Raw genomic sequence first — 26,740 nt, 5'->3', positions numbered from 1 at the left:
GCAAATTGGTCAGGTCGGTCGGCGGTGTTGATCCAAGGGGCGGTAAGGCTATGTCGTTTGGGCTGTTCCAAGTGTTTGTTTTGGCCGTCAGGGCCGCGTGTGCCGCGTCCCGGTTGAGGGGCGAACGGTAGAGAAGGTGCGTCTTTCATCCGCTTGGATGTGGGGGGCGCTTATCGGGGTTACTTCACGGTTCCCGTGGCGGAGACAGCCTGTTTTAAGGTCGGATCGATCACGGCATCGCCGTTTGCGCCGTCATCGTCATTGCTGTCACTGGTGTCATTGGCATCACTGGTCTCACAGCGGGCATCGCGCAGGGCAATCAGGGTGCCGATGGCTGATAGAACCATCAGAATGGTGCAGATGATTGAAATCACCTGAAGCCCGTCGGTAAAGGCGGCACGTGCGATGGGCAAGATATCGGATGACAGGGCCAGTGGTAGATTGCTCAGCGCATTGACCGCCCCGCCGAGCGTGCTGCGAATGGCCTCCGCCGCCGTAGCATCAATGCCCGATGGCACGGCGTTGACCATGACATCGCGATAGATCGCGGTGCCGACACTGCCCAGAACGGCAATGCCAAGGGCACCGCCAAGCTCGGCACTGGTTTCAGACATGGCAGCAGCCGATCCGGCCCGATCCGCCGGGGCAGAGGCCACCACCATATCGGTACAGATCATCGCAACCGGGGTAATGCCGAGTGAAAAGATCGTCGCACCGGCAATCAGCACGTAAAGACTGACGACACTGCCGGGCCACGACAGCATGCCAAAGCCAATCCCGGTCAGGATCAGGGCGGCGGTCATCACCTGTCCGGGTTTATAGCGGCCCATCAGAACCGGCGCGCCCATCGAGCCGACAATCCCGGCGAGGGTGGCGGGCAACATCGATAGCCCGGCCTGAATGGGTGTCAGGCCGATGACAAGTTGCAGGGCCTGTGACAGGAACATGAAATAGGCCATGCCAGCAAAGATCACTGCGGTCTGAATGACAATCGGCAACGCGATGGTTTTCTGTTTGAGCAGATCAAGATCAAGCAACGGATCGGCAAGTTTGCGCTGACGGCGAAAAAATACCCACGCGCCAAGCAAACCGAGTACAAGGGCGGCAAGCGCATCAATGCCAAAGCCGTAAGCGGCAAAAACCTTAACCCCGTAAATGATCGCAAGAACCGAGCACAGCGACAAGGCGGCACTGAACAGGTCAAGCCGGCCAAAGCGTTCGGCCTTATGTTCAGGTAGCAGGATCGGGGCGACCAGCAACAACAGCGCCATCACCGGCACGTTGAGCAAAAACACCGCGCCCCACCAGAAGTAACTGAGCACGACACCGCCCAGAAGCGGCCCGGCCGCTGTGCCGACCATGAATGTGGTCATCCATGCGGCAATGGCAAAGGAGCGTTCCTTATCATTGTGAAACATGTTGCGGATCAGCGACAGGGTCGAAGGCATCAGCGTCGCCCCGGCAATGCCCAGCACACCCCGGGCGAAAATCAGCATTTCCGGCGTATCGGAAAAGGCGGCAAGGACCGAGGCCGCACCAAAGCAGCCGCCGCCGATCATCAGAAGTTTGCGCCGCCCGATCCGATCACCAAGGGTGCCCATGGTGATCAGCGATCCGGCGATGAAAAAGCCATAGATATCGACAATCCACAGCAACTGGTCGCTGGTCGGGTTGAGGCTTGCGGTCAGATGGGGCACGGCAAGATGCAGAACCGTCATGTCCATGGCGATCAGAAGGCAGGGCAGGGTCAGCACCAAAAGGCCGATCCATTCCTTGCTGGTGGCCTTGGCACCGGGTTGGCCGGGGGTGGCTTGGTTGGTGTTGGCTTGGGGGGCGCTCATGTCTTGTGTTTCCTAAAGTTTCTTGTGGTGGCGTTGTGGCGCGATGGATTGGGGTCAATCGCGCAAGTTCATGGGGTGGCATCGGTGTTCAGTACGCTATGCGGTCTTAATTCGGGGCGATGCTCAGGCCTTAACCATGGTTGAGGTCAAGGGGGTTATTGCTCCTTGGCGCAAAAGGTTTCGAGTTTGTCCAATGTGCTGTTCCAGCCGTTTTGGTGGCCGTCGCGGGCAGCCTGATCGGCGAACTGTTCGTGATGCAGGACCAGGATGGTTGCCGTGCCGTTTGCATCGGGTGTCAGGGTCAGTGTGACATGCGATGTGCGTTCGGGCGTGGTGATCCATTGCCAGCTAAACGACAGTTTTTGATCGGTTTCAACCGCGTCATAGGTGCCGCTGACATCGTGAATTTCGCCGTCCTGTCCGGGTTCCTTGAACCGGATGCGAAAGGTGCCACCGACCCGGACATCAAGATGAGCATCCATCATTTCGCAGTCATGGGGCGACCACCATTGCGCAAGTTTTTGCCCATCGGTCCATGCGGCAAAAACCGTTGCGGGTGGGGCGGCAAGGCGGCGCCGGATCGTCAGACTTGGTTTTTGTCGTTCCATTACGGGGCCTTTGGAGCGTTTGGATGGGGCGACTTGGCCGACTTGGAGGACTGGGCCGGTTCAGCCGTGGTCTCGTCCTCAGGGGCGGCTTCGACAAAGGCCGCAAGCCGGTTGAGGCTTTCGGTCCAGAAATGTTCATAGCGCGACAGCCATTGCATGGCGTGGGCCATCGGTTCGGCCTGAAGGCGAATGCTGACCGTGCGCCCGGTTTTTTCACGCGTGATCAACCCAGCATCGGACAGCACATTCAAATGTTTCATCACCGCAGGCAGCGACACCTCAAACGGCTGGGCCAGCGCGCTGATGGACAGGGCGTCTTCGCCTTCGAGCCGGGCCAGAAGTGCCCGGCGCGTCGGATCAGCGAGGGCTGAGAATATGTCGTTTAATTCGGCGTCTTGATACTTAACCATGGGGTTAAGTGTTTAACCATTTAAACCGGCCTGTCAATCATAAGTTGTTATGCCGAATGTGATCATGCCTTGCCACGCGGTCAGAAGGGCGACACCGATAAATAGTGCCCCCGCCGCGCGTCCGATGAAAATCGTGGTCCCCGGATTGCCGGTCATTAAGGTGCGGCTGGTTCCGGCGGCAAGGGCAAGTCCGCCATATACGGCAAGCTGCACGATGGCGGTCATGATGCCCATGACAAGGGCCTGTGACCAAAGCGGGCCGTAATGGGGGCGGATGAATTGCGGGTAGACGGCGAAAATGAACAAGTAGGCTTTTGGATTGAGGATGCAGGTGATCATGCCCTGCCGAAAGGCGATCCAAAGCGATGCGGTTTTGGCCGCCCGGATGCGATCCACGGTGATCGCACTGCGCAAAAGCGTGATGCCGATCCAGACCATATAGGCGGCCCCGACAAACAGCATGACGTTCAAAAGCCACGGGGCAATGGCCAAAAGCGCACTGATGCCAATCGCACCAAGCAGCGTGTGATAAACACCGCCCAGCATGATCCCGGCGGTGGCCGATAACCCGGCGCGTTTGCCGCCGGTCAGGGAATTGGCGATGACAAAAAACATGTCCATGCCGGGCACAATGATGATGCCCGAAAGCAGGATAAAGAACAGCCAGAGGTTTTCAGCATATGTCATGGGGCGCTCACAGTTTATCAACCGAACCATTTGATCGGCGGAGATAAAAGGGTCTGATCTCTATTGAATAACTGAAATGGTCATGAGGAATTTGTGCGGATATCAGGAGTTTCATCACAGCAAGGCTCGCTGCCTTGCAAGATGAAACGACGCAATAGTCCGTGCAAATTCCTCTGATCCGAAGGACGTCAGAACAATCGGCGACCTGCGTCGTCAATCCCCTTGGCCGGGGAATGCCCCGGACTGCGGCGATTTCCTCGCATTTCTTGACTGTTCTGACGCCATTTCAATTATTCAATAGAGATCAGACCCTAGCAAGACGCTCCTGACAGGCTCATGTCAGGAATGGAGGTGGGGAATGACGAAATGTTGATCAGGCGGCAATGGAGCGCGCACGGTCGATGCGTTCGCGGCGATCAGGGATGTTCAGGGCGTCCCACAGGTCATTGCGGGTTTGGGTATTGATCCAGAATTCAGCGCTATTGCCAAACACGCGGGCAAGAATCAGGGCGGTATCGGCGGTAATCCGGCGACGGTTGTTGCACAGTTCGTTCACATGTTTGCGCGGGACGCCCATGGCGTCGGCCAGGGCGGTCTGGGTTAGTGCCATCGGTTCCATAAACTCGGCGGTAAGCATTTCACCGACGCTGACGGGTTTTCTGGTTGTCATGATCATGGGGTGCCTCATCGATAGCTGTGGTTGTCGAGGTAAAGGTTGGTGGCTTCGCCTTTGGTATCGTCCCAACGAAAGATCAGCCGCCATTGGCGATTTATTCGGATAGAATGATAGTCCGCCAGTTTGCCCTGCAAGGCTTCGAAATGGTTGCTGGGTGGTATGCGCAAATCGTTGCTGCATGTGGCATCGTCGATCAACTGCAATTTGCGAAACAGCCGGGCGTCAATATCAGCCGGGATTTTCTTTCCCGATTGATCAAGGACATAAAAGTCTTCAAGCCATTTGTCCCGAAAACTTCCGATCATCCAGCTTTCTCCTTCATATGTGAGTCATTGTACCACCCTATGGTACAATCATCAATGATGATAACTGGAATCGATGCGATGTGCGTGCCTTACAGCTTTTTCCCGGCAACCGGGCGGTTGTCGCATTTTGCCCGTCAGGGGCGGGCGATTTGGTTCAGCACGGCGGCAACGATGGCTTCTGGTCGGTCTTCCTGTACCAGATGTCCGGCACCGGGAATGGGGACGCAGGCGGAGTTGGAGATCAAATTTGCCAGTTTTGCGCCTGTTTCATAGGGGATCCAGTCGTCCTGTTCGCCCCAAAGGACTGTCACGGGGCATTCCATCGCGGCGTAAAGGCCCTGTACCTCATCGGTGAAACGCTGATCCATCTGGGCGATCTGGCGGTAAAAGGCGGGTTGGCCGACGGGGCCGAGCCACGGCGTGCAATAGATGTTCAAGGCATTCTCGGACAAGGGATTGAAGGCCGCGGTTTGCAGATAGGCCCGCAGAAGTGCGCGGTGCATGTAATCAGGCATCCCGGCAAAGGCGGCTTCGTGGGCGCGGACATGCTGAACAAACGGGGAGCCCCACGGGGCGAGCGCAACCGCATCAAAGATTGTCAGGGACGCATAGCGCAAACCGTTGAGGTAATAGGCCCGCAAGGCGGTTGCGCCGCCAAAATCATGGGCCAGCACATCCGGGCGGCCAAGGTCGAGTTCCTGAATAAACGCGCTAAGAACATTGTTCTGAACCGCCAGTGAGACATCCTGACCATCGCGCATCTCGGACTGGCCATAGCCGACCAGATCAAAATAATAGACGGTGCGGTGATCGGCAATTTGCGGTGCGATCCGACGCCAGACCTGCGACGAAAAGGGCGTGCCATGAAGGGCAACAAGTGGCGGCCCGCTGCCAATGCAACCCCATTTGACGGCATTTCCCGCGACGTTCAATGTGTTTGGCAGTTCCAGCATAACGATCTCATATTGTCATTTAGCTAAGTTACGATATGATTGATCGATGGACAGGTCAATACAGATTAAAGCGATGGCCAGCGACGTTCGGATGTCGATCCTTCGGTTGCTGGCAGCACCGCAAAAGCATTTTGATGAACAATGGTCGGCAGACCCGGTGGCATTCGGGGTGTGTATGACCCTGATTGCTAAGGCGCTTGGCGTGGCACAGCCCACCGCGAGCCGGCATCTTGATATCCTTAGGCAGGCGGGGTTCATCACCGTCAAGAAGCATCATAAATGGTCATATTGCCGACGCGATGACAGCGCGATCCAAGAGTATCTCGCATGGCTGCAAACGCAGCTTTCAGCCCGACCGTAAGCGGGCTTTAAACAACATGCCGATGGTCAGGGCAGGACGCAGGATGACAGGCTTATGTCTTGATTGTTGATGATGACGTCGTATCCGCGCGGTTTTATCCGACTTAGGTCCTGAGCCTACAGCTTTACACCGGGCAGCCCGATGGCCTGTTTGATCCAGTCGGTGAGTTGGGGGGCGTCAAGGGCATCATCCTCGTGGATGTTGAGATAGCGGGTGCCTTGGGTTTTTGAACTTACCGGGGGAACAGGGGTCAGGGATGTGCCCTGCATGAAGGTGATCTGGACGTATTTCTTGTAGCAATACATTGCCAGAAACCAGCCGTCATCCTTGCCATAAAGGGGCGTATTCCATTTGACGGCCTTGCGTACATCGGGAAATACCTGTTCGACGATATCGTCGATGCGGCGTCCGATGTCTGTTTTCCATTCCGGCATGGCGCTAATATAGGCTTGGACAGGTTCGTTGCCGTCGCCCTTGGGGATTTGCGGATTACCACTTGAAAGCAGCTTGGGTTTATCTGGTGTGCTCATGAGCGGAGACTATCAAACTTCATATCGAATAAAAACCACAAGTTGCATTGGCGGAGTGGTGTACCCCGGCACTTCTTTTTAAGGAGAAAGCGGTTTGCAGGAGGCGGGCGGTATCTGAACGGCGTTATGTCGTCAGCAGATGTCGTAATCTGCATGGCAATTACCTATATCTAGGTCCTTACCTTCAAATCATTCCAGAAACATCAGGATACGCTTGTCCGCTGAAATTGAAGTATTTTTTGAGTGCTTGCATCTGACGGAGAGAGTTTTGTGTCTTGTGTCTTTGGGATGTTGGGTATGATATAGCCAAACTATTCTTGCGCATTAGGGGACTTAGCCGACTGTGCAGGATGTCTGTTTGGCAGACTGTTCCATAACCATCGACAGGATGAGCGATGATCAATCTTGGACATATCAAGTCGTTTCTGGTGTGTTTTGCACCGTTAAGTGCGGTGTTTCTTCTTCTTGTCGGTTTGTTGGCGTGGGATGGCACCTCTGTGCGCGAAAAGTCGATTGCCGATGATCAGCGGTTTGCACTTGATAAGTCGATATCGAGTTTGCAGGAACGGATTGATATCGTTGTTTCCGATCTGTTGATCCTGTCGGAAAGCACGCATCTTGCGGCGGTTCTTGAAGGCCGGGCGAGTTTCGAGCAGCTTGCCGACGAGTATAAGCTGTTTACGCTGCGCCGGAGTATCTATGACCAGATCCGTTATCTGGACAATGATGGCGATGAAACGGTGCGGGTCAATTACGGCAGCGGCATTCCCTATGCCGTTTCCGGCCGGGATCTTCAGAACAAGGCAAGCCGTCCGTATTTCAATCTTGCGCAGAACGCACCGCGCGGGACTGTTTATATTTCCGGCATTGACCTGAACGAGGAATTTGGCGAAATCGAAAAGCCGATCAAGCCGGTGATCCGACTGTCGGCCCCGGTGTTTGACCAGTTTGGCGACCGTCAGGGGGTGGTTGTCCTGAATTTGCGTGCCGCGCCGATCCTTGATGAAGTGATCGCGCCATTGGCGCTTGAGGGGGCAAAACCGTTTGTTCTTGATCACGATGGCAACTGGATCCTTGGCGGGCAGAGTGGTGAGAACTGGGCGCTGGACCTGACGGGGACGGCGCGGGTTTTTGCCGACCGTTTCCCCAATGCATGGGAAAACATGCGCCTTGGCCTGCAAAGTTTTGAAACCGATACCGGATTTTATTCGGTGCAGCTTCTTGATGCGTCTGATCTGTTTCTGGCGCGCAATGCATCCCGTGCGTTGTCGGTCATCTTTGGGGGGGAGGGCGAAACCGACAGTCGGTTGAACCTGTATGTCGGCACTTATTTGCCAAGTGATACGCTCAGTGCGTTGTTGTGGCCCGAACGCGGGACGCTGATCATTGTGACCGTGGCCTTTATGCTATTGATTGCGCTTGGCAGTGCGGCATATGCCTGGACCCGGCAACGCCAACTGGTCGCAAGCTTTGATGCGCGTTTGTCCGAACAGGTGTTGCGCGCATCCAAAAACAGCGTGGTGGTTGCCGATCAGGACGGGATCATCGCCAAGGTCAATCCGGGCTTTACCGCGATGACCGGCTATCTGCCCAACGAGGCGATTGGCAAACCATTGTCGTTCCTGCGTGCCGAGCGCGAAGACACCGAGCAGCTTGACGAAATCCTGATGGCGGCACGGGCCAACGGCATTTGGGAAGGGGAAGTGCGCAATCGCCGTAAAAGCGGTGATTTCTTCTATTCCAATGTCGTGATCAGCGCGATTACCGATCCGGGCGACAGCGACGTTAATTTCGTTGAGATGGGGCTTGATATTTCACGCCATATGGAAAACGCGCAGGAGCTTTGGCGTCAGGCCAACCATGATGCGCTGACCGGCTTGCCGAACCGGTTGCTGTTTGAAGACCGGCTTGAAGTTGCCTGTGGCCATTCCGAAGCCGAAGGCCATTCGATTGCGCTTTTGTATATTGATCTCGACGGGTTTAAACCGATCAACGACCGATATGGTCATGAGGTCGGCGATCAGGTGCTGCGCAAGGTTGGCGAGCGGATTAAAAATACCGTGCGCACCGGCGATACCGTCGCCCGGCTTGGCGGCGATGAATTTGCCGTCATTGCCGATGACGTCAAAAACAAGGAAGAGGCCGAATGGGTCGCCCAGAAAATCGCGGCATCGGTTCAGCGTCAGATGGAGATGGGGGCGTTGAGCATTTCGGTCGGGGCGAGCATCGGCGTTGCGATGTTCCCGGAAGATTCAACCGAAACCATTGCGTTGCTTGGACTGGCGGACGACAAAATGTACAAGCAAAAGCGCATCCGTAAATCGGGCGAAAAAGAACAAATCCGGCTTTCCGAGTAGGGGCTTTGCCAGGCCGGGGAACACAATAAAAAACACAGGCTGGAGAGGTCCAGCCTGTGTTTTTGTGTGGGGTCAAATGCAGGGATGAAGATACCGGGTCAGGCGACCATCGCGTCGTATTCTTCCTGCTTGGCCATCCATTTGGTTTCAATCTGGGCCAGATCGCTTTCGAGTTTGGCGAGTTCCTGACGGATTTTGGCAAGCTTGTCAGCATTGGCGTCTTCGTACAGCGACTGGTCGGCCATATCGAGTTCGATCTTGGCTTTGCGCGCGGTCAGCTTTTCCATATCGGATTCGAGCTTTTGCACTTCGCGTTTGACCGGGGCGGCGATTTTGCGTTTTTCCGCAGCCTTTTGGCGTTCGGCCTTACGGTCACGTTTGGCGTCCTTGCCGCCATTGCCGTTGCTGTCATCGCCGCCATTTTTATTGGCACGGCGTTCCATGCGGGCACGGTCGAGCAAATACTGGCGATATTCGGCAACGTCGCCGTCAAAGCTTGTGACTGTGCCATCGGCGACCAGAACAAGACGATCGGCACAGGCTTCGATCAAATAGGGATCGTGGCTGATGATGATGACCGCACCTTCGTAGGCGTTCAGTGCGTGGTTCAGCGCATCGCGGCTGTCGATATCAAGGTGGTTGGTCGGCTCATCAAGGATCAGCATGTGCGGGGCATCAAGGGTCATGAGCGCAAAGAGCAAACGCGCCTTTTCACCACCGGACAGGTCCTTGACCTTGGTGTCGCCTTTCTGGCCTTCAAACGCAAAGCGGCCCAACTGGGCGCGGACCTTGTGTTCGATCACATCAGGCATCAGGGACGCCATGTGCTGATACGGGGTTTCATCGCCGCGCAGCTCATCGGTCTGGTGCTGCGCAAAATACCCGATGCGCAATTTGTTCGATGAAGCCTTTTCACCCGACATCAGTTCAAGACGGTCGGCCAGAAGCTTTGCCAGTGTCGATTTACCGTTACCATTCGCACCCAGAAGCGCAATGCGGTCATCCATATCAATGCGCAGGCTGATGTTGCGCAAGACTGGTTTGCCTTCGGCATAGCCAACATCGCCCTCGTGAATGTTGATCAGGGGCGGTGGCAGTTCCTTGGGGCTTGGGAAGTCAAACGAAATGCCGCGGTCTTCGACCACCGGGATCGCCGGGCCCATTTTTTCAAGCATTTTCACGCGGCTTTGTGCCTGTTTGGCCTTACTGGCCTTGGCACGGAAGCGGTCGATGAACGATTGCAGGTGTTTTTGCTGGGCGATTTGTTTGTCGTAATGCTTGGATGCGAGTTCAAGCTGTTCACGCCGCGTCTTGGCAAACTTGTCGTAGTTACCGCCATAAAGGGTCACGGTGCCGTCATGCAGATGGGCGATGGTTTTGACCACCCGGTTCAGAAGGTCGCGATCGTGACTGATCAGGATGATGGTGCCGGGATAATTGATCAGATAGTTCTCAAGCCAGATGGTGGCTTCAAGATCAAGGTGGTTGGTCGGCTCATCAAGCAGCAAAAGGTCAGGGCCAAGGAACAGGGTCGCGGCCAGGGCGACACGCATCCGCCAGCCGCCCGAGAAATCATCGCAGGCGCGTTTCTGGGCATCGCCATCAAAACCAAGACCCGAAAGGATCGATGCGGCACGTGCTTCGGCGGTGTGCGCATCAATATCGGCAAGGCGGGTATGAACCTCGGCAATGCGGTTGGGGTCTGTGGTGGTTTCGGCTTCTTCGAGAAGGGATGCCCGTTCGGTGTCCGCAGCCAGAACGGTTTCAAGCAGGGAACGGCTTCCGGCGGGGGCTTCTTGCGAGACAACACCCATGCGGGCCCGCTTGGACAGGCGGACATCGCCGCCATCGGTCGCCAGTTCGCCGGAAATCAGTTTCAGCAGGGTGGATTTGCCCGCACCGTTGCGTCCAATCAGGCCGACCTTATGTCCGTCAGCAATGGTCATGGAAACCTGGTCGAGAATGACACGGCCGCCGATGCGATAGGTCAGGTCGGTAATTTGGAGCATTTTATCGGTCGTTCTCTTGAGTATTTTGAGTTGGGTTTGGTGCGGTTTTCATGCGATTTCGGAGAATCGCAAGGAATTCTGTGCCCTCAATAGGGCAGGAAGCGCTTGGACGCAAGGATTCTTGAAAATGTAACCCTATGCGTTCCAGGGCGGATGTGCGCAGCATAACACGATGGAAAATCGCAGTTTTACGGGTTTTTGGGCGTTTTTGCGCCGCCACATGGGTGAATGCACCAACCGCAGGTCTGGATTGCGTGGGTAGAACTATGTGTTGCGTTGCGATCCAAGCCCGTTTATATAGCGCCAACCTTTGGGTCTGTAGATGATAAGGGAATTCTTATGTATGGTTCCTTTATCTTCTGCAGGCCTGATTTGGGTCCCATTTTTTATTAAGTAGCTAGGTGAAACCAATGGCTGTCGAACGCACTCTGTCGATCATCAAGCCGGACGCAACGCGCCGCAATCTGACTGGCAAAATCAATGCCGTCATCGAAGAAGCTGGCCTGCGCATCGTTGCGCAGAAGCGTGTCGCTTTGACCCGCGCTCAGGCTGAAGGTTTCTACGCAGTTCACAAAGAACGTTCGTTCTTTGGTGAGTTGGTAGACTTCATGATCTCTGGCCCGGTTGTGGTCCAGGCGCTTGAAGGCGAAAACGCTGTTGCCACGTATCGTGAAGTAATGGGCGCAACCAACCCGGCAAATGCCGAGGAAGGCACCATTCGCAAACAGTTTGCAGAATCCATCGAAGCGAACTCGGTCCACGGTTCAGATTCGCTTGAAAATGCTGCAATCGAAATTGCCTATTTCTTCGCGCAGACCGAAATCGTCGGCTAAGCGTCGAAAGACGAAATTCCGGTTACCCGGAACGAAAAACGCCCCGCAGATTTGCGGGGCGTTTTTTTGTGCGCAAGCCAGTTCGATCAATCGATCAGAATTGCCGCCATCAAAAGCAGCAGAACTGCGATGGAGACGACGCTCCAGAGCATGAATTTGGTCCAGTTTTCCCAGCCGTGCTGGTGGTCTTCAACCAGTTTGGTGTCGTAGTCGCTTCCTTGCATTGGTTCCTCCCAGTCGTTGTTACGTCCGATTGTTTGATGCTTTTGCGGCGGACTTTATGCCCGTACGCCACGGTGATCGCGCACGGCACCTGTGAAACTCTAGCGTGATTTAACTCTGGGGTGAATATCTTTTGTGTTAGTGTTCTTTTTGTGCGCTGCACTATTATCTTTCACCCGTCACCATTTACTCTTGACCTTAGCCCCCGCTGGACATGACAGAAGGGGTGTGCCATGATTTTGCGATGGAAAACGTTGTGACCCGCAAAGATGCACGAATTTTTACCGCCAACCATAGGATGGCGGGGTAGGGACGTTTTGACCAAATGAGATCCACCCGCCGGAGAGGCGGGTTTTTTTATGGCTGTCTCCCGGCCTGTCCAACATGGGAGATGACCAATGCGACATTCCGTTTCAGAACCACACCGACGACCCGTAAACGGGCGACGCCCCTTAAACGGGGCTGATCAAGCGCCCGCTGTTTTGCATATGCTGTGCGGGAAAATTGCGGCGGGGAAATCAACACTGGCCGCTGAGCTGGCGCGAAAGCCGGGCACCATCCTGATCGCGGAAGACGAATGGCTTTCGACACTTTTTAGCGATCAGATGCACTCGGTTGCCGATTATGTCGCGGTATCGGAAAAACTGCGCCGGGTGATGGGGCCGCACATCAGTATGTTGTTGATGTCCGGGCTTTCGGTGGTGCTGGATTTTCCGGCCAATACCGTCAAGCTGCGCTGCTGGATGCGCGATGTTTTTGACGATGTCGGGGCCGATCACAGGCTGCATTATCTTAATCTGCCAGAAGACATTTGCATGCAGCGCCTGCGGGCGCGCAATCAGGCAGGCGCGCATCAGTTTGCCGCCAGTGATGCGCAATTCCACCAGATTTCAGCATGGTTTGAACCGCCAAGCGATGCGGAAGGGTTTACTATCGTTCCCTATCAGACCGACATCATGTGAGACACAAAAAAGCTGCCGGTAAACGGCAGCTTTTGAACATCTGGGTTTTTGCCGGTCGCGCCAGCATTCATCATTTTGATCGACATCAGGTTGGCGTACGCAAGTTCAGCCTTGCTGTGCGGGCAGACGTAAATGGTTCTGTGCAACCCGATGCGATGAAGGCGTCTTCCTGTTGGTTGAACGCATTACTGGTTGCGTTTGCGGGCATGGCTGCACGGGTTTGATCGCACCTGTTCTGTTGTTTCCGTTGAAACACCATGCTTTGGCACGTTTTTCATCATTTCCGGTCCGGTTTCCATCGCCGTCATGACACGCAAATCTCACGGTGATCGAAGCGACAGGCAATCATGATGCAATATTTTGGAACAAAAACTGTACCCGCAAGTTAAAACCATAAGGAGGATGCAATGCCCAGAACAGTGATAGGGCCGGGCACAGATATCCCATATCTGTCTATTCTCGATGAGGATGGCGGCCTTGACGATGAACTAGCGCCAGAGTTTACCGACGATCTTCTGCTTAAGGGATTTCGGATGATGTTGTTGGCTCGTCGTTTCGACGAACGGCGGCTCAAGTTGCAGCGGTCCGGGAGAATTGGCACCTTCGCGCCGGTCAACGGTCAGGAAGCTGCTCAGGTCGGGACCATTTCAACGATCCGCGAAGATGACTGGTTCGTTCCATCCTATAGAGAGACCGCCGCCAATTTATGGCGCGGTAGTGATCTTGCCGACATGCTGGTTTTTGATGCTGGCTACAATGAAGGGGTGGTCATCCCCGAAGGGGCGCGCAACTTTCCAAATGCCGTTCCGGTCGGCACGCAGATGCTTCAGGCGGTGGGCATCGGATATGCGGCACGCCAAGAAGGGTCCGACGAGATCGCCATGACCTATTTTGGTGACGGTGCAACTTCTCAGGGCGATTTTCACGAGAGCCTTAATTTTGCATCGGTTTTTAACTGTCCAGTTGTTTTCATCTGCCAGAACAACCAGTACGCCATCTCGGTTCCGCGTTCTCGCCAGACATATTCGCAGACCATCGCCCAGAAGGCCATTGCCTATGGCATGGAGTGCATTCAAGTGGACGGCAATGACATTTTCGCATGTTTTGTTGCCGCCAACGAAGCCGTGAGCAGGGCACGGGAGCAGTCACGACCGACCTTGATAGAGTGCATCACATACCGGTTAGAAATGCATACGACTGCCGATGATCCGACCCGCTACCGCGACAAGGAAGAAGTCGAAAAATGGAAGAAGCGCGATCCGATTACTCGGTTTGATCGTTTTTTGCGCTACCGCGATCTCTTGGATGATGACAAGTTGAATGCATTGGAAACCGAAATATCCGACACGATCGACGATGCATGGAAGGAAGCGGAAGAAAGGATTGAGAAAGCCGACGGTGCGAAGGCCATGTTCGCGCATATCCTGAAAGAGGAAACTGCAGAACAGATGCGTCAGAAAAAACAGATCACGAACGGACATGGAGGAATTTCCGGTTATGGCTGAACTGACAATGGTCGAAGCGATCAATCTCGCGCTCTTTCAGGAAATGGAAAAGGATAACAAGGTCGTGGTCCTGGGTGAAGACGTCGGCTGGGATGGCGGTATTTTCCGGGTTACCAAGGGACTTGTCGAGAAGTTCGGCGAAGGCAGGGTGATTGACACACCGCTGGCTGAAAGCGGGATTCTTGGTTTTTCCATCGGCATGGCAATTCGGGGCAAGAAACCGGTTCCTGAAATGCAGTTCTCTGGCTTTTCCTATCTTGGGTTGCATCAGATAGAATCGCATGCCACACGTCTGCGTTGGCGTTCTCAGGGACGCTTTACTGTCCCCATGACGGTGCGCATGCCCTATGGCGGGGGCGTGCGGGCCCTTGAGCATCATTCGGAAAGCCGCGAGGTTTTTTATGCACATATGCCGGGTCTCAAGGTCGTTGTCCCGTCCGGGCCGCGCAATGCTCGCGCGCTTTTGATCGCCGCCATTCGCGATCCCGATCCTGTTATCTATTTCGAGCCGAAGGCAAGTTACCGCGCATTCCGCGAAGACGTACCCGATGAAGAAGAAGTCGCTGAAATTGGCCCTGCCGGGATCGTACGTGAAGGCGACCAGCTTACAATTGTGTCTTGGGGGGGGATGCTCCCCCGTGCTCTGGAGGCGGCAGAACGTCTTTCCGACGAAGACGGTATCGCCGTCGAGGTTGTCGAACTGACAACACTGACGCCGCTTGATTATAAAACAATTGCGAAATCAGTGACAAAGACAGGGCGGTGCATTGTGGTGCATGAGGCACCGCTTACTTATGGGCCGGGCGGGGAAATCGCCGCCCGGCTTCAGGAAGAGGCGTTTCTGAGCCTCAAGGCGCCAGTTGGTCGCGTTGCCGGACCAGATGTGCATATGCCCTATTTCGCACGGGAACAATTCTATCTTCCGGCGGCCGACCGGATTGTGGAAGCCTCACGAAGCTCACTCAAATTCTGACTGAAAGGCAGGGAAACCATGGCATACGAATTCCGCCTGCAAGACCCCGGAGAGGGTATTCATGAAGCTGAGATCATTGAAATCAATGTGTCAGAGGGTCAGCAGGTCCGGGAAGGGGAGAATATCCTCGTTGCGGAAACCGACAAGGCCGCTGTCGATATACCGTCTCCAGTCACGGGTGAAATCGTTGAGCTGAAGGTATCTGAAGGCGATATCGTCGAAGTTGGTAACGTTCTGGCCGTGCTGAATGAAGAGGGTTCGGAAAAGGATGAGGAACCAGACCCGGATGAGGGAGCTGATGCGGATGAGGGAGCTGATAAGAAAACCGGCAAGTCGCGGAATGACCAGCCAGCGCGTGAGGGAGGCAATGAAAGCAAAACCGAAGCAAGCTCTTCAAGCCGTGCGGCGGGAGAAAGCTCACGCGCCGAGGCGCAGACAACAGACGCAGATCAGGCGGACGTCCTGGCAACACCAGCCGTACGCGGTCTGGCGCGTGACCTTGGCATTGATCTAGAAGACGTTCCAGGCAGTGGAGAAGACGGGCGCATTTTGGAAGATGATGTTCAAAAAGTGGCTGAATCCGACTCTGCGTCCACAGATGATGACACCGACATTCAGGCTGTTCGGCGCCCTACTGAAGGGAGCGAGCGCGTCAAATTGCGGTCTGTTCGTCGCAGCACAGCCCGCCGGATGGCGCAATCCTGGCGTGATATCCCCCACGTCACTCATGAAGACGCAATTGATATTACAGACCTTGAAAGAATGCGCCGCGATCATGTCAATACGGCCAAGCAGGAGGGGGTCAAGTTGACGCTGACCCCGTTTGTCATGAAGGCATTGGCCGGTTCGCTGAGCCAGCATCCGAGCTTCAATGCCCGTTTTGACGCCGACGAAGAGGAAATCGAGATTTTTCATGAAGTTAACGTCGGTGTAGCGCTTGATACGGAGCGAGGATTGCTCGTTCCTGTCGTGCGCGATGTTCAAGCCAAAACCGTGCTGGAATTGGCAAAGGAATTGTCGGAGATTTCAGAGAAGTTGCAGGAAAAACGGGCCGACCGGGCGATGCTTGAGGGCGGTACGGTCACAGTCACCAATATCGGCGCGATTGGTGGGACGGGCCTCTCTCCGATCATCAATCCACCACAAGTGGCCATCTTTGGTGTGGCGCGCGCCAAGTTACAGGCTGTGTTGTCTGGAGATATTGATGAGGCAACCTCACAAAACCGTCTCATACTGCCGGTTTGTCTCACCTTTGATCACCGCGTCAACGATGGTGCGGACGCCGCTCGCTTCATGAACAGCGTCAAATTGCTTCTATCTGATCCAGAGCAGTTTGCCCTGAGAAGCTGATTGAGCCTGAAAAAGACAGGATATGGCAACTTAGGTGCAACAGAAGAACGTCTGTTCCGTGCTGTTCCTGTCGGGATGATCTTGGCTGGCAATTGAGCGAGATCGAGTGACACACTCAAGCCAGCTTTCAGGCACAGGTAAAACAAAACCCCGCCAAAATATGGTGGGGTTTGTCAACGATCTGAGTAGCCGGTAAACGGCAGCTTTTTAATCTTGGATCACTGTCAGCGGATTTCTGCCGGTTGTAGCAGATTACAGCAGGAAGATGGCCATCAGGATCAGAACGCCGATCACTGAAAGGGTGCCCCACTTCATAAAGACGGTGAAACCGTTATAGATATCAACGTGGGTTTCGGTCAGTTCGTAATCTTTACCCTGCAAACTTGCCTCCTGCGTTTTGGGATTTTTCAAATGTATATCCATCAAGTTGATGCAGTGCAAGATGTCAATTAACTCAAGATATCATTGTGTTGGTTGATCGGTTTGAAGGCCGCCTTCGCAGACAAAGGGCAGGAACGAACCGGTCGCGCCAGCATTCATCATTTTGATCGACATCAGGTTGGCGTACGCAAGTTCAGCCTTGCTGTGCGGGCAGACGTAAATGCGTTCCGTGCAGCCCGATGCGATGAAGGCGTCTTCCTGTTGGTTGAACGCATTACTGGTTGCGTTTGCGGGCATGGCCGCACGGGTTTCATCGCGGTTTTCCTGATAGAGCGTGCATTTGGTTTCGCGCCAAGTTGCACTGTGGGCATCCGTGGTAATCAAGAGGGTGGTCGCGGTCAAGATGAGCGACGCGAGCATAATGCCAAGGGAGGTGGGTTGAGCGGATTTCATCGTGGCTGGGGCCTTTGATGTTGCGGCACCTTGGAAGGTGCGAGGGGCGTGGCGATGGCCTGCATAATCTGGCCAGACATTGTTCTGGCGCAAATGAGTGTCATAAAAAAGGGGCGGACTTTCGTCCACCCCTAAAACCATTTGCGGATCGCCCGCCACGGGTTCTTTCATCCGGGTTCTAGCACCGGATTGATATCGGCCATTTCAAGTGTTTTGGCGTCGGCAACCGTGACAATGCCCTTGGCATCGACAGAAACGCGCCCGTCAGCGATCCAGCGGATGACTTGTGGGTAAATCTTGTGTTCCTGTTTGAGGATGCGCTGGGCCAGTTTGCCCGCATCATCGCCGGGAAGAACCGGCACAACGGCCTGTGCGATGATCGGGCCGCTATCGACCTCGGGCACGACGTAATGCACGGTGCATCCGGCAAATTTCACCCCGGCATCAAGGGCGGCCTGATGAACGCCAAGGCCCTTGAAACTTGGCAGAAGCGACGGGTGAATGTTGATCAGCCGGTCTTTCCAGCGGGTAACGAAGCTGTCACTGACCAAGCGCAGATAGCCCGCCAAGACAACAAGGTCCGCACCGGATTCTTCGATCAGGGCACTGACCGCCGCATCATATGCTTCGCGGCCGCCTTCATATCCCTTATGCGAGATGGCTTCGGCCCGGATACCCGCACGGCGGCCCCGGTCAAGCCCACCGGCATCAAGCTGGTTTGAAAAGACCAGCACGACTTCGGCGGGGTAATCGGGTTTGGCACAGGCATCAAGGATGGCTTGCAGGTTCGACCCGCCGCCTGAAATCAGGACCGCCAGTTTAAGCTTTGTTACTTGTCCCATGTACGGGCCATGTTTTTGATCACGACTTGCGGGCCATCTCCGGCGCGCGGGCCAATGAAACCGATCTGGCTGACGGTTTCGCCGTGCTCGCGCAGCAATGCTTCGGCCTCGTCGGCCTTGTCGGCAGGGACCACAACACACATGCCAATGCCGCAGTTAAAGGTACGCGCCATTTCCATGGCCGGAATGCCGCCCTGTTCGCCAAGCCATTTAAAGATCGGCAGGTATTCCCAAGTGCTGGCGTCAAAGACCGCCGTCAGGTTTTCGGGCAGAACACGCGGAACGTTTTCGGTCAGGCCGCCGCCGGTGATGTGGGCAAGGGCCTTGATGAGACCGGCCTTGTGCGCGGCCAAGCAGCTTTTGACATAAATCTTGGTCGGTTCAAGAAGGGCTTCGCCAACGGTTTTGCCCGGTGCGAACGGGGCATCGTCGGCGTAACCAAGACCAGCCTTTTCAACAACTTTGCGGACCAGTGAATAGCCGTTGGAATGAACACCACTTGAGGCCAGACCAAGGATGACGTCGCCCTCAGAGACATTGCTGCCATCGAGAAGTTCACCACGTTCGGCTGCCCCGACGGCAAAACCGGCAAGATCATATTCGCCGTCGGCATACATGCCCGGCATTTCAGCCGTTTCGCCGCCGATCAGTGCGCAGCCCGCCTGTTTGCAGCCCTCGGCAATGCCGGCCACCACATCAGCAGCATTATCGACGGATAGTTTGCCGGTGGCGAAGTAATCAAGGAACAAAAGCGGTTCAGCACCCTGAACGACAAGGTCATTCACACTCATGGCGACAAGGTCGATGCCCACGGTGTCATGCTTGTCGGCCAGAAAGGCGACTTTGAGTTTGGTGCCAACACCATCGGTGCAAGATACCAGTACCGGATCGTTATAGCCCGCAGCCTTAAGGTCAAACAGTGCGCCAAATCCACCAAGGCCACCGGAAACACCCGCACGCGAGGTTGCCTTTGCCAGCGGTTTGATACGATCGACAAGGGCATTCCCGGCATCAATATCGACACCGGAGTCCTTATAGGTAAGGCCATTGGAGGAGGTCATTTCAGGGATCCTTGGCAGCAAACATGCATGATAAATGGGCGGGAAAACCCCGCGTTTTTCATCAGTACGTCCTGATGTCCAAGTGTCACTTGCGGTCCGGGTCGCAGTTTGCAAGGCTGCTGTTTGACCAATCCGCCATACTGACGCCTTTAATCAGATGCAAGAAACAAGCTGTGTCCTACTGATAAAAAACGCGGGCTTGATAATTTCCGCTGGCCCGAAAATACTCAAACGCGGACAATATGCAATGATCACCTGCGCATGACAGAGTTTTCTTTGCAGAATGCGTTCAACATGCCACAAAGAGCAGCAATAAAGAATCACATACGACGAGATTAGGGCAAAGAGGCATAAGTGCTTACTTCATTGAAAAACATCAAGATGTTGGCTGGCGCTGCGACGGTTTCCGTGATCCTGGCGTTCCCCGCAATGGCGCAGGACATATTCACCGTCAGCGGCGTTCATGTCGATGAAAGTGCAGATACGGCTGCCGCCGCCCGCGAACAGGCGCTTGAAATCGGTCAACGTCGTGCGTTCGAAGAAGTTGTGGCGCGCCTGACACTGCCCGAAGATCGTCAGGCCCTTTCGATACCCAATACGTCCGAGATCACCAATATGGTGCGTGATTTTGGCGTGTCGAACGAGAAAACATCGTCGGTGCGCTATATCGCGGACATGACGGTACGGTTCAAGGACAATGAACTGCGTAACTATTTGCGTTTTCGCGATATTTCCTTTGCCGAACTGCAATCCAAACCCGTGATCATGGTGCCGGTCTATCGCACGCAAGGGACTGTTACCCTGTGGGATGATCCGAACCCGTGGCGTGACGTCTGGTCACGCAATGTTGCCGCGTCCGGTTTGGTACCGATCAAGGCACCGATTGGTGATTTGAGCGACATCGGAACGGTTTCGGCCGAGCAGGCGGAAAGTGGTGCTATGGAACGTCTGAGCACACTTGCCAAACGGTATGGGGCCAATGTTGCCGTTGTTGCCAGTGCCGATGTCAGTGGTCCGAGCGGCGGCGAAACGGTTGATGTGACTGTCACACGTTATGACCCGAACGGTGCGCCGCAGGTTTTTGGGGTGCGGGAAGCCACCCAGAGCGGTGAGACGCTGGATCAAACTTTGGTACGTGCGGCCAAGTCGGTTGCCGATCAGCTTTCAGATAGCTGGAAACGCGCCAATCTGATTAATTTCAGCACCGGTGGCAGCCTGATGGTGTTTATCCCGATTACCGGTCTTCAGGACTGGGCGAAGATCGAAGATAAGATGGTTGGCCTGCCGGTCGTGCGCAGTGCGCGTGTTGTGGCGATGTCGCGCCGCGAAGTTCAGCTGTCACTTGAGTTCGTCGGATCGACCGATCAGTTGCAAACCGCCCTTAATCAGCAAAATCTTAGCCTGACCCGTATGGGCGAATTGTGGTTCATTCAGCCGGTTGGGACAGACCGGTTGGAAGGCCTGTCACTTGGCGGCTAATATCGGGGGAATGGTAGGCCGTAGTTTGCCAGCAACCCAATACATCGCGGTATCTCGACGATTATCGGTTTTGGGCGTCTGGACAAACAGGGGTAACCAGACATGACATTTCGGCAGCAAGCACGTTTCTGGCTGGTTTTTACCATCGGGTTCTTTTTCCTGGTGTGGTTGTTTTCAAGCATCCTGTTGCCGTTTGTTGCCGGGATGGCGATTGCATATTTCCTTGATCCGCTGGCCGATAAGCTTGAGGCGCGCGGCATTAGCCGCACCGTGGCAACCAGCATCATTACAGCCCTTTTCTTCCTGGTTTTCCTGTTTGTCTTACTGTTGATTGTACCGATGATCGGCAGCCAGTTGGCCGGGTTCCTTGAACGGTTGCCGGGCTATGTCGACACGTTGCAGACCAATGTCGGACCTTATCTTCAGCATATTCTCGACCGGGTAGCACCCGAAACGCTGCAAAGTGTTTCCGATGCGATCAAGGGGCAAACGGCCAACGCGCTTAAATGGGTTGGCAATGTTCTGACCAATGTTCTGTCGGGCGGACTGGCGTTTTTGAACTTCCTCAGCCTGTTGTTCATTACCCCGGTTGTTTCGTTCTATCTTTTGCGCGACTGGGACAAGATCGTTGCCAAGATCGACAGTTATCTGCCGCGCCGTTCGGCCCGTGATATTCGTCAGTGCGCACGCGAAATTGACGATACCCTTGCCGGGTTTGTCCGTGGGCAGTCGACGGTGTGCATGTTGCTGGGGCTGTTTTACGGGCTTGGCCTGACACTGGCGGGTTTGGAATTTGGCTTTGTCATCGGGCTTATGACCGGGCTTGTGTCGTTCGTGCCGTATTTCGGGATGATTGCTGGATTTGCGGTTGGTTTCGGGGTGGCGTTAGCACAATTCGGGCTTGGGCTTGATCTTGGCATCGTGGTCATTGTCTTTTTGATCGGGCAGTTGCTTGAGGGTAATTTCCTGACACCGAAACTGGTGGGCGACAAGGTCGGGCTGCATGCGGTCTGGGTGATGTTTGCCCTGCTTGCAGGTGGTGCCGTGTTTGGATTGCTTGGCGTGATGCTGGCCGTGCCGGTCGCCGCCGTGATCGGGGTGCTTGTGCGCTACGGGTTAAGGCAGTATCTCGACAGTCGTTTGTATGATCATGGTTCCCATCCCCAAGAGGGTGATGGGGTCGAGAGCACCGAGAATTGAGATCACAGTGACGCGGGCCAAAACGCCACCGGAAAAGGATATCAAGAACCAGAAGGCCAATCTGCCGGGCCAAACCGATGCCATTTCGGCCGAGGTTGCCCCGCAGCAATTGCCCTTGGCCCTTGAAATGCGCCCGGCGTTGGGGCGCGATGACTTCATGGTGGCCCAAAGCAACAGCGAAGCGGTGGCCTGGATTGACCAGTGGCCAAACTGGCCTGTACCGGCGTTGTGCCTTTATGGGCCAAGGGGATGTGGCAAAAGCCATCTTGCCGAAGTGTGGCGGGCGAGGTCGGCTGCTTTGCGTGTCATGGCGCGTGATCTGGACGGGGTTCATCCCGATGATCTTTTGGGTGATGCCAAGGGGCTTGTGATTGAGGATGCCGATTTGGATGATGGTGGCGGCCTTGACGAGACCGTCTGCTTTCACATTTACAATATGCTTAAAGAGCGCGGTGGGCATTTGCTGTTGACCGCGACCCAGCCACCGGCCCGCTGGAAAGTGGCGTTGCCGGATTTGAAGTCGCGGTTGGGGGCGGCACTTGTGTGTGAGATTTCCCCGCCCGATGATGATTTGATGGTGGGGTTGTTGTTAAAGCTGTTTGCTGATCGGCAAATTCAGGCAGGCCCACAGACCATCAGTTATATCCTGCCCCGGATCGAGCGATCCTTTGTGGCGTTAAGCGAATTGGTGGCCGCGGTGGATCGGCGGGCACTGGCAGAAAAGCGTGCGGTGACCTTGCCGCTTGTGCGTAGTGTTATGGAAGAGCTTTAGATTACAACGGCTGTTAATGGTGGGGGAGACCCCATACCATGCCGGACTGATGATGCCAGACGGGCTTGTAAATTTACGCGAAATTCATAGGTATCTTCTACGGTTGCAGGTTATATTCGCAGCAATATCAATTACCGGATAGCACGTGTGAGCCCACAGCAGACCAAAGCCAAACCGTCGTTAAAAATTCAAACCAATGCGCTGATTGAAGATGGTCACGTTTTGGGGTGGCGGGAATGGATCGGACTTCCTGATCTGGGGGTGCCGTGGATTAAGGCCAAGGTCGATACCGGGGCGCGGACATCGTCGCTCCATGCGCTTTATCCAAAGCTTGTCACGCAAGACGGTAAGGATTTTGTCCGGTTTGTCCTGCCACATTATCGTGGTGACGGGCATGGACGGATTGAATGTATCGCACCACTGGTTGAGCTTCGTGAGATTCGCAGCTCGAACGGAAATGCCGAAGAACGGTTTATTGTCTCAACCCATATCGCGGTTGGACATCACAAGCTCAGGGTTGAAGTATCCTTGGCAAACCGGTCAATCATGGGCTTTCCCATGCTTTTGGGGCGTACGGCAATGAAGGCGGGAAGATTTTTGGTTCTACCATCAAAATCTTATCTTGCAGGGAAGCCCGATCAGAGTTAGATGCGCAGAAGAACGATCATGTGCCGGAACAATAGACGGGCAGGATCGTTTTTTCTTTCAGACAGTTTTATCGTTCCCGTAAACGAGATTTGATCGTTTGCGAGCCTTTTCATTCCGACCCTGGGAGCTCATTGCATGAAAATCGCGATGCTTGCGCGTAATCCAAATCTTTACTCCCACAAACGGTTGGTTGAGGCCGCCGAATCGCGGGGACATGAGATTGATATCATCAGTACGCTGCGTGTCACGATGAACATCACGTCGATGAAACCGGAAATCTATTACGGTGGTCTCAAGCTGGTCGGATATGACGCGGTTATTCCGCGGATTGGTGTTTCGGTCACGTCATTTGGTCTTGCGGTGTTGCGTCAGTTCGAAATGATGGGGGTTTATCCGCTCAATGAATCGGTGGCGATTGGCCGTTCACGCGACAAGCTGCGGTGTTTGCAGATTTTGGCGCGGCGCGGTATCGGCCTGCCGGTGACGGCCTTTGCCCATGATCCAAAGAAAACCGACGAGGTTCTTTCGATTGTTGGCGGCGCGCCGGTGGTGATCAAGCTTCTTGAAGGCACGCAGGGTATTGGTGTGGTTCTGGGCGAAACCGAGAAATCGGCGAAATCCGTGATCGAGGCATTCCGGGGGGCCAGTGTCGATATCATGGTGCAGGAATTCATCAAGGAAGCCGGCAACAGCGATATTCGCTGTTTCGTGGTCGGCGGCAAGGTCGTTGCCAGCATGGAACGGACCGGGGCGGCAGGTGATTTCCGGTCGAACATGCATCGCGGCGGGTCCTCGCGCGCGATCCGCATTACCCCGCAGGAACGCTCAACAGCAGTTGAAGCGGCCAAGGCAATGGGGCTAAATGTTTGTGGTGTCGATATTCTTCGGTCCAACCACGGGCCGGTGGTGATGGAAGTCAACTCGTCACCGGGGCTTGAGGGCATCGAAGGGGCAACGGGCAAAGACATTGCCGGTATGATCATCGACTTCATGGAAAAAGATTTCCGTCCGGGCAAGGTACGGACCAAAGGCAAAGGATAAAAGCATGCGCGAAGCCGAAACAGCCGACGGAAAACGCAAGTCTTCCAAAACCCCTGATTTTGAAATTGGCGGGAAAAAGGTTGCTCCGGGGACACGCAAGATCGTTGATATTCCGATCTCGCTTTTATCCAATCACACGCCGGTCAATCTGACGGTCAATGTTGTGCATGGCAATCGACCGGGGCCTGTGCTGTTTGTCAGCGGGGCGGTGCATGGCGACGAGATTGTCGGGGTGGAAGTCATCCGGCGGGTTTTAAAATCGCCTGCGTTGCGCGGCATGCGTGGCACGCTTTTGGCTGTGCCCGTGGTCAATGCGTTCGGGTTTTTAAATCATACGCGTTATTTGCCTGATCGGCGCGACCTTAACCGCTGTTTTCCGGGGCATGCGCGGGGATCGCTTGCCGCCCAGCTCGCACATCTTTTCCTCAGCGAAATTGTTGAACGATCCGATTTTGGCATTGATCTTCATTCGGCGGCAGTTAACCGCGTTAACTTGCCCCAGATCCGGGTCAATGAAGATGACCCCGCCATCATGGAATATGCCGAAGCGTTTGGCGCACCGATCATTTTGACCAGTCCGTTGCGTGAAGGGTCGCTGCGTCAGGCCGGGCGGGAAGCCAAGGTGCCGATCCTATTGTTTGAAGCGGGCGAGGGGCTTCGGTTTGATGAAATGTCGATCCGGGCCGGTGTTTCAGGTGTTTTGCGCGTGATGCGCAAACTTGGCATGACGTCGCAGCGCGCGGTGCGTGAACCACGTGCACCGGCGTTTAAATCATCGAACAGTCATTGGTTGCGCGCACCCGTCGGGGGGCTTTTGCGCACATTTAAACTGGCCGGTGAGTTTGTCCATGCCGGTGATGTGGTGGCCGCTGTCGCCGATCCGTTTGGCCAGACGGATGAGGAAGTCACATCGCGCGAAGACGGGCTTATTATCGGGCGAACCAACTTGCCGATTGTTAATCAGGGTGATGCGCTTTTCCATATTGCATCGATCAAGCGCCCGTCCGAACTGCAGGAACGCATGGACGCCATTGAAACCCACCTGCAGTCTGATCCGTTGTTGGATGAGGACGAGATTATTTAGTCCCTTCCCGGAATTTGGGGTGCCTGATTATGCGAGAGGTACGACAAAATCGGGGCTGGTGTCGATACAGACGCTGTCTGTTTTTGAGAGACAGGTTTGAAGATATAGGGGGGTATTTATCTGTCCGGATAAATAGCTGTTTTCAAACAGAAAATATAGGTTATGCCGTCATATCTTCATTCAAGGAGTTTTGACGCATGACAGTTCACCCCAACCACACCAAAGATTTTGTCGATTATTGTCGCTTGATCAAATCACTTTCAGCCAACACCATCAAAGCGTACCAACAAGATCTGGATATCTTCGTGAGTTTCCTTGAACAGGAAATCTCATCAGGGCCTGTGACGTCCGAAAAGATTATGGATTTTGTCGAGTATCTGAGAATCCAGCGGCAAAATAGCCCCGCGACCATTCGGCGACGGTGGATTTGTATCCGCAAATACTATTCCTGGATGCAGAGCCAAGGGTTCATAACTCAGTCGCCCTGCAACAATTTACCTGTGCGCATCCAAATACCGAGACGATTACCCAGAGCATTAAGCGAGCCACAAGTTGCAAAATTGCTTTTGGCGACAAGAACTTCGGTTTTACCGGGAGCGTCGGAGGCGCGCTATGGGAAATCCTCAAACATCAAGCTTTCAACAGACATTGCACTTCGGCTGATGATTGCAACCGGCATCAGAGTAGGGGAGCTCTGCGCCTTGCGACTGGAGGATATCTCCGCAGATGCGGAGAGATACCGTATTCGGGGAAAGGGAAGTCGTGAACGTATCGTGTATGTGATGAATCCTTCCCTTAAAGAGAAGCTAATGAGCTATATGCGCGCTCGTTACTCTGAGGGAGGCACGCCGTCATCGAATTTTTTCGTGAATAGAAACGGTTCGGTGTTAACGCCACAAACACTTCGATTGCGCATTAGAAGGCTTGCGGAACTCTCTCGATCCGAAACCAGAATCACCCCGCACTCTTTCCGTCACACTGCGGCGACGATGCTGCTTGAGAAAGGAGTGGATATTCGGTTTGTCCAAAAGCTGTTGGGCCATAGCACGATCTCGACAACCGAAATCTATACGCATGTGAGCGATCAAAGCTTGCGGAACGTGTTGCAAAATGCGGATCCAATAGCTCTTTTCGGGTAATTGGCCTTTTCCTGCGCACCAAAGGAGGTTCAAAACTATAGATAACTAGGAATTATGG

29 protein-coding genes are annotated in these 26,740 nt (G+C 54.6%); 15 read left to right on the top strand and 14 right to left on the bottom strand.

Annotated elements, in window-relative coordinates; genetic code table 11:
* Nucleotides 1-179: 179 nt before the first annotated feature.
* The 7 genes from AMM48_RS04795 to AMM48_RS04765 form a co-directional block, all read right to left on the bottom strand.
* Complete coding sequence (locus AMM48_RS04795; RefSeq protein WP_102783147.1) at nt 180-1,841, bottom strand: MFS transporter; 1,662 nt, start codon at nt 1,839-1,841, stop codon at nt 180-182.
* A gap of 155 nt (nt 1,842-1,996) precedes the next feature.
* Nucleotides 1,997-2,449, bottom strand: a complete 453-nt coding sequence (locus tag AMM48_RS04790; protein ID WP_102783146.1) for an SRPBCC domain-containing protein — start codon at nt 2,447-2,449, stop codon at nt 1,997-1,999.
* The gene (locus AMM48_RS04785; protein ID WP_102783145.1) at nt 2,449-2,859 is read right to left on the bottom strand and encodes a metalloregulator ArsR/SmtB family transcription factor; all 411 of its coding nucleotides are present in this window, start codon (nt 2,857-2,859) and stop codon (nt 2,449-2,451) included. Before AMM48_RS04785 ends, AMM48_RS04790 begins: the two co-directional genes overlap by 1 nt.
* Before the next feature lie 33 nt (nt 2,860-2,892).
* Nucleotides 2,893-3,546, bottom strand: a complete 654-nt coding sequence (locus AMM48_RS04780; RefSeq protein WP_102783144.1) for a LysE family translocator — start codon at nt 3,544-3,546, stop codon at nt 2,893-2,895.
* A gap of 373 nt (nt 3,547-3,919) precedes the next feature.
* On the bottom strand, nt 3,920-4,216 hold the full coding sequence (locus AMM48_RS04775) for a HigA family addiction module antitoxin (protein ID WP_240626460.1): 297 nt from the start codon (nt 4,214-4,216) through the stop codon (nt 3,920-3,922).
* Nucleotides 4,217-4,230: 14 nt separating this feature from the next.
* Nucleotides 4,231-4,527 (bottom strand): type II toxin-antitoxin system RelE/ParE family toxin, encoded by a 297-nt coding sequence (locus AMM48_RS04770; RefSeq protein WP_102783143.1) that lies wholly within the window; start codon nt 4,525-4,527, stop codon nt 4,231-4,233.
* Nucleotides 4,528-4,661: 134 nt separating this feature from the next.
* Nucleotides 4,662-5,480: an alpha/beta hydrolase gene (locus tag AMM48_RS04765; protein WP_102783142.1), complete on the bottom strand. Its 819-nt coding sequence runs from the start codon at nt 5,478-5,480 to the stop codon at nt 4,662-4,664.
* A 73-nt stretch (nt 5,481-5,553) separates the two neighbouring features.
* Here AMM48_RS04765 and AMM48_RS04760 point away from each other — a divergent pair, with 73 nt between their 5' ends.
* Complete coding sequence (locus tag AMM48_RS04760) at nt 5,554-5,841, top strand: helix-turn-helix domain-containing protein (protein WP_198413503.1); 288 nt, start codon at nt 5,554-5,556, stop codon at nt 5,839-5,841.
* A 116-nt stretch (nt 5,842-5,957) separates the two neighbouring features.
* Here AMM48_RS04760 and AMM48_RS04755 read toward each other — a convergent pair whose 3' ends face one another.
* Complete coding sequence (locus AMM48_RS04755) at nt 5,958-6,371, bottom strand: DUF1801 domain-containing protein (protein WP_102783140.1); 414 nt, start codon at nt 6,369-6,371, stop codon at nt 5,958-5,960.
* Nucleotides 6,372-6,766: 395 nt separating this feature from the next.
* Here AMM48_RS04755 and AMM48_RS04750 point away from each other — a divergent pair, with 395 nt between their 5' ends.
* The gene (locus AMM48_RS04750; RefSeq protein WP_102783139.1) at nt 6,767-8,728 is read left to right on the top strand and encodes a diguanylate cyclase; all 1,962 of its coding nucleotides are present in this window, start codon (nt 6,767-6,769) and stop codon (nt 8,726-8,728) included.
* Between the two features lie 98 nt (nt 8,729-8,826).
* On the opposite strand, the gene AMM48_RS04745 is transcribed toward AMM48_RS04750, so the two are convergent.
* Nucleotides 8,827-10,737, bottom strand: coding sequence for an ABC-F family ATP-binding cassette domain-containing protein (locus tag AMM48_RS04745; protein WP_102783138.1), 1,911 nt, complete (start codon nt 10,735-10,737; stop codon nt 8,827-8,829).
* Nucleotides 10,738-11,147: 410 nt separating this feature from the next.
* On the opposite strand from AMM48_RS04745, the gene ndk reads away from it, so the two are divergent.
* Nucleotides 11,148-11,570 (top strand): nucleoside-diphosphate kinase, encoded by a 423-nt coding sequence (ndk, locus tag AMM48_RS04740; protein WP_022734236.1) that lies wholly within the window; start codon nt 11,148-11,150, stop codon nt 11,568-11,570.
* An 86-nt stretch (nt 11,571-11,656) separates the two neighbouring features.
* Here the strand turns inward: ndk and AMM48_RS04735 are convergent, their stop codons facing one another.
* A complete protein-coding gene (locus tag AMM48_RS04735) occupies nt 11,657-11,794 on the bottom strand; it encodes an aa3-type cytochrome c oxidase subunit IV (protein WP_102783137.1) in 138 nt (45 codons plus the stop codon).
* Between the two features lie 396 nt (nt 11,795-12,190).
* Between AMM48_RS04735 and AMM48_RS04730 the strand changes: the two genes are divergently transcribed.
* From AMM48_RS04730 to AMM48_RS04715, 5 genes are all read left to right on the top strand, one after another.
* The gene (locus AMM48_RS04730; RefSeq protein ID WP_102783136.1) at nt 12,191-12,754 is read left to right on the top strand and encodes an ATP-binding protein; all 564 of its coding nucleotides are present in this window, start codon (nt 12,191-12,193) and stop codon (nt 12,752-12,754) included.
* Complete coding sequence (locus AMM48_RS22060; protein WP_146030374.1) at nt 12,751-12,978, top strand: hypothetical protein; 228 nt, start codon at nt 12,751-12,753, stop codon at nt 12,976-12,978. The genes AMM48_RS04730 and AMM48_RS22060 overlap by 4 nt, the downstream gene beginning before the upstream one ends.
* Before the next feature lie 183 nt (nt 12,979-13,161).
* Nucleotides 13,162-14,259, top strand: a complete 1,098-nt coding sequence (pdhA, locus tag AMM48_RS04725) for a pyruvate dehydrogenase (acetyl-transferring) E1 component subunit alpha (protein WP_102783135.1) — start codon at nt 13,162-13,164, stop codon at nt 14,257-14,259.
* Nucleotides 14,252-15,232, top strand: a complete 981-nt coding sequence (locus tag AMM48_RS04720) for an alpha-ketoacid dehydrogenase subunit beta (RefSeq protein WP_102783134.1) — start codon at nt 14,252-14,254, stop codon at nt 15,230-15,232. The genes pdhA and AMM48_RS04720 overlap by 8 nt, the downstream gene beginning before the upstream one ends.
* Nucleotides 15,233-15,250: 18 nt before the next feature.
* Nucleotides 15,251-16,582 carry a dihydrolipoamide acetyltransferase family protein gene (locus tag AMM48_RS04715; protein WP_102783133.1) on the top strand — a complete coding sequence of 444 codons (1,332 nt, stop codon included), beginning with the start codon at nt 15,251-15,253 and terminating at the stop codon, nt 16,580-16,582.
* A gap of 252 nt (nt 16,583-16,834) precedes the next feature.
* On the opposite strand, the gene AMM48_RS04710 is transcribed toward AMM48_RS04715, so the two are convergent.
* From AMM48_RS04710 to purM, 4 genes are all read right to left on the bottom strand, one after another.
* Complete coding sequence (locus tag AMM48_RS04710) at nt 16,835-16,993, bottom strand: aa3-type cytochrome c oxidase subunit IV (protein WP_022734239.1); 159 nt, start codon at nt 16,991-16,993, stop codon at nt 16,835-16,837.
* A gap of 51 nt (nt 16,994-17,044) precedes the next feature.
* Nucleotides 17,045-17,416, bottom strand: coding sequence for a hypothetical protein (locus AMM48_RS04705; RefSeq protein ID WP_146030373.1), 372 nt, complete (start codon nt 17,414-17,416; stop codon nt 17,045-17,047).
* A 167-nt stretch (nt 17,417-17,583) separates the two neighbouring features.
* Nucleotides 17,584-18,258 carry a phosphoribosylglycinamide formyltransferase gene (gene purN / locus AMM48_RS04700; protein ID WP_102783131.1) on the bottom strand — a complete coding sequence of 225 codons (675 nt, stop codon included), beginning with the start codon at nt 18,256-18,258 and terminating at the stop codon, nt 17,584-17,586.
* Nucleotides 18,246-19,319, bottom strand: a complete 1,074-nt coding sequence (gene purM, locus AMM48_RS04695) for a phosphoribosylformylglycinamidine cyclo-ligase (protein WP_102783130.1) — start codon at nt 19,317-19,319, stop codon at nt 18,246-18,248. The genes purN and purM overlap by 13 nt, the downstream gene beginning before the upstream one ends.
* Before the next feature lie 354 nt (nt 19,320-19,673).
* Here purM and AMM48_RS04690 point away from each other — a divergent pair, with 354 nt between their 5' ends.
* The 7 genes from AMM48_RS04690 (at nt 19,674) to AMM48_RS04660 (ending at nt 26,682) form a co-directional block, all read left to right on the top strand.
* Nucleotides 19,674-20,798: a DUF2066 domain-containing protein gene (locus AMM48_RS04690; protein ID WP_244271119.1), complete on the top strand. Its 1,125-nt coding sequence runs from the start codon at nt 19,674-19,676 to the stop codon at nt 20,796-20,798.
* Nucleotides 20,799-20,900: 102 nt separating this feature from the next.
* The gene (locus AMM48_RS04685; RefSeq protein WP_102783129.1) at nt 20,901-21,998 is read left to right on the top strand and encodes an AI-2E family transporter; all 1,098 of its coding nucleotides are present in this window, start codon (nt 20,901-20,903) and stop codon (nt 21,996-21,998) included.
* A gap of 7 nt (nt 21,999-22,005) precedes the next feature.
* Nucleotides 22,006-22,770 carry a DnaA/Hda family protein gene (locus AMM48_RS04680; protein ID WP_244271118.1) on the top strand — a complete coding sequence of 255 codons (765 nt, stop codon included), beginning with the start codon at nt 22,006-22,008 and terminating at the stop codon, nt 22,768-22,770.
* Between the two features lie 147 nt (nt 22,771-22,917).
* Complete coding sequence (locus AMM48_RS04675) at nt 22,918-23,418, top strand: RimK/LysX family protein (protein ID WP_102783127.1); 501 nt, start codon at nt 22,918-22,920, stop codon at nt 23,416-23,418.
* A 135-nt stretch (nt 23,419-23,553) separates the two neighbouring features.
* Nucleotides 23,554-24,459, top strand: a complete 906-nt coding sequence (gene rimK, locus AMM48_RS04670; RefSeq protein WP_101303514.1) for a 30S ribosomal protein S6--L-glutamate ligase — start codon at nt 23,554-23,556, stop codon at nt 24,457-24,459.
* Nucleotides 24,460-24,463: 4 nt separating this feature from the next.
* Nucleotides 24,464-25,543, top strand: coding sequence for a succinylglutamate desuccinylase/aspartoacylase family protein (locus AMM48_RS04665; protein WP_102783126.1), 1,080 nt, complete (start codon nt 24,464-24,466; stop codon nt 25,541-25,543).
* Between the two features lie 197 nt (nt 25,544-25,740).
* Nucleotides 25,741-26,682, top strand: a complete 942-nt coding sequence (locus tag AMM48_RS04660; protein WP_102783125.1) for a tyrosine-type recombinase/integrase — start codon at nt 25,741-25,743, stop codon at nt 26,680-26,682.
* Nucleotides 26,683-26,740: the final 58 nt, after the last annotated feature.

This window comes from Thalassospira sp. GB04J01, from assembly GCF_000751115.1.
GTDB lineage: Bacteria > Pseudomonadota > Alphaproteobacteria > Rhodospirillales > Thalassospiraceae > Thalassospira > Thalassospira lucentensis.
Note: the sequence above shows the minus strand (reverse complement) of the source record. Positions and strands in the feature narration are given on the sequence as shown.

Coding starts and splice junctions, on each gene's coding strand:
- purN (WP_102783131.1), bottom strand. CDS start 18,258: ATGGGACAAGTAACAAAGCTTAAACTGGCGGTCCTGATTTCAGGCGGC.
- AMM48_RS04745 (WP_102783138.1), bottom strand. CDS start 10,737: ATGCTCCAAATTACCGACCTGACCTATCGCATCGGCGGCCGTGTCATT.
- AMM48_RS04705 (WP_146030373.1), bottom strand. CDS start 17,416: ATGAAATCCGCTCAACCCACCTCCCTTGGCATTATGCTCGCGTCGCTC.
- AMM48_RS04750 (WP_102783139.1), top strand. CDS start 6,767: ATGATCAATCTTGGACATATCAAGTCGTTTCTGGTGTGTTTTGCACCG.
- ndk (WP_022734236.1), top strand. CDS start 11,148: ATGGCTGTCGAACGCACTCTGTCGATCATCAAGCCGGACGCAACGCGC.
- AMM48_RS04785 (WP_102783145.1), bottom strand. CDS start 2,859: ATGGTTAAGTATCAAGACGCCGAATTAAACGACATATTCTCAGCCCTC.
- AMM48_RS04790 (WP_102783146.1), bottom strand. CDS start 2,449: ATGGAACGACAAAAACCAAGTCTGACGATCCGGCGCCGCCTTGCCGCC.
- AMM48_RS04660 (WP_102783125.1), top strand. CDS start 25,741: ATGACAGTTCACCCCAACCACACCAAAGATTTTGTCGATTATTGTCGC.
- AMM48_RS04715 (WP_102783133.1), top strand. CDS start 15,251: ATGGCATACGAATTCCGCCTGCAAGACCCCGGAGAGGGTATTCATGAA.
- AMM48_RS04760 (WP_198413503.1), top strand. CDS start 5,554: ATGGCCAGCGACGTTCGGATGTCGATCCTTCGGTTGCTGGCAGCACCG.
- AMM48_RS04735 (WP_102783137.1), bottom strand. CDS start 11,794: ATGCAAGGAAGCGACTACGACACCAAACTGGTTGAAGACCACCAGCAC.
- pdhA (WP_102783135.1), top strand. CDS start 13,162: ATGCCCAGAACAGTGATAGGGCCGGGCACAGATATCCCATATCTGTCT.
- AMM48_RS04770 (WP_102783143.1), bottom strand. CDS start 4,527: ATGATCGGAAGTTTTCGGGACAAATGGCTTGAAGACTTTTATGTCCTT.
- AMM48_RS04685 (WP_102783129.1), top strand. CDS start 20,901: ATGACATTTCGGCAGCAAGCACGTTTCTGGCTGGTTTTTACCATCGGG.
- AMM48_RS04795 (WP_102783147.1), bottom strand. CDS start 1,841: ATGAGCGCCCCCCAAGCCAACACCAACCAAGCCACCCCCGGCCAACCC.
- AMM48_RS04755 (WP_102783140.1), bottom strand. CDS start 6,371: ATGAGCACACCAGATAAACCCAAGCTGCTTTCAAGTGGTAATCCGCAA.
- AMM48_RS04730 (WP_102783136.1), top strand. CDS start 12,191: ATGCGACATTCCGTTTCAGAACCACACCGACGACCCGTAAACGGGCGA.
- AMM48_RS04765 (WP_102783142.1), bottom strand. CDS start 5,480: ATGCTGGAACTGCCAAACACATTGAACGTCGCGGGAAATGCCGTCAAA.
- purM (WP_102783130.1), bottom strand. CDS start 19,319: ATGACCTCCTCCAATGGCCTTACCTATAAGGACTCCGGTGTCGATATT.
- AMM48_RS04780 (WP_102783144.1), bottom strand. CDS start 3,546: ATGACATATGCTGAAAACCTCTGGCTGTTCTTTATCCTGCTTTCGGGC.
- AMM48_RS04775 (WP_240626460.1), bottom strand. CDS start 4,216: ATGACAACCAGAAAACCCGTCAGCGTCGGTGAAATGCTTACCGCCGAG.
- AMM48_RS04720 (WP_102783134.1), top strand. CDS start 14,252: ATGGCTGAACTGACAATGGTCGAAGCGATCAATCTCGCGCTCTTTCAG.
- rimK (WP_101303514.1), top strand. CDS start 23,554: ATGAAAATCGCGATGCTTGCGCGTAATCCAAATCTTTACTCCCACAAA.
- AMM48_RS04665 (WP_102783126.1), top strand. CDS start 24,464: ATGCGCGAAGCCGAAACAGCCGACGGAAAACGCAAGTCTTCCAAAACC.